We start from the raw sequence: 1028 nt of genomic DNA on the forward strand, positions 1-1028 counted from the left end.
CCTTCGCGGATGGCGAAGCGCAGGCCTTCGTCCATGGCCACCGGGTTGATCAGGGTGACTTCCATCTTGACGTTGTCACCCGGCATCACCATTTCGACGCCTTCCGGCAGCTTGGCGGCGCCGGTGATGTCGGTGGTGCGGAAGTAGAACTGCGGACGGTAGCCGTTGAAGAACGGGGTGTGGCGGCCGCCCTCGTCCTTCGACAGGACGTACACTTCGCCTTCGAACTTGGTGTGCGGCTTGATCGTGCCCGGCTTGGCCAGCACCTGGCCACGCTCGACGTCGTCACGCTTGGTGCCGCGCAGCAGCAGGCCAGCGTTGTCGCCTGCCTGACCCTGGTCCAGCAGCTTGCGGAACATTTCAACGCCGGTCACGGTGGTCTTCTGCACCGGACGGATGCCGACGATTTCGATTTCGTCGCCAACCTTGATCACGCCGCGCTCGATACGACCGGTCACCACGGTGCCGCGGCCCGAGATCGAGAACACGTCTTCCACCGGCATCAGGAACGGCTTGTCGATCGCACGCTCCGGCTCCGGAATCCAGCTGTCCAGCGCGTCGACCAGCTTCAGGATGGCCGGCACGCCGATGTCGCTCTGGTCGCCTTCCAGCGCCAGACGGGCCGAACCGGCGATGATCGGGGTGTCGTCGCCCGGGAACTCGTACTTGCTCAGCAGCTCGCGCACTTCCATCTCGACCAGCTCGAGCAGCTCGGCGTCGTCCACCATGTCGGCCTTGTTCAGGAACACGACGATGTACGGCACGCCGACCTGGCGCGACAGCAGGATGTGCTCACGGGTCTGCGGCATCGGGCCGTCAGCGGCCGAGCACACCAGGATCGCGCCGTCCATCTGGGCGGCACCGGTGATCATGTTCTTGACGTAGTCAGCGTGGCCCGGGCAGTCAACGTGGGCGTAGTGACGGATCGGGGATTCGTATTCGACGTGCGCGGTCGAGATCGTGATGCCACGCGCCTTTTCTTCCGGCGCGGCGTCGATCGAGGAGTAGTCCTTGAACTCGCCACCGAA

General features: G+C 64.7%; 1 protein-coding gene. It reads right to left on the reverse strand.

What is annotated here, in order from left to right; genetic code table 11:
- On the reverse strand, positions 1–1028 hold a 1028-nt coding region (gene tuf / locus RCF13_RS00265; protein ID WP_308140681.1), incomplete at both ends, for an elongation factor Tu.

Source organism: Stenotrophomonas maltophilia group sp. RNC7, from assembly GCF_030910085.1.
Classification (GTDB): domain Bacteria; phylum Pseudomonadota; class Gammaproteobacteria; order Xanthomonadales; family Xanthomonadaceae; genus Stenotrophomonas; species Stenotrophomonas sepilia.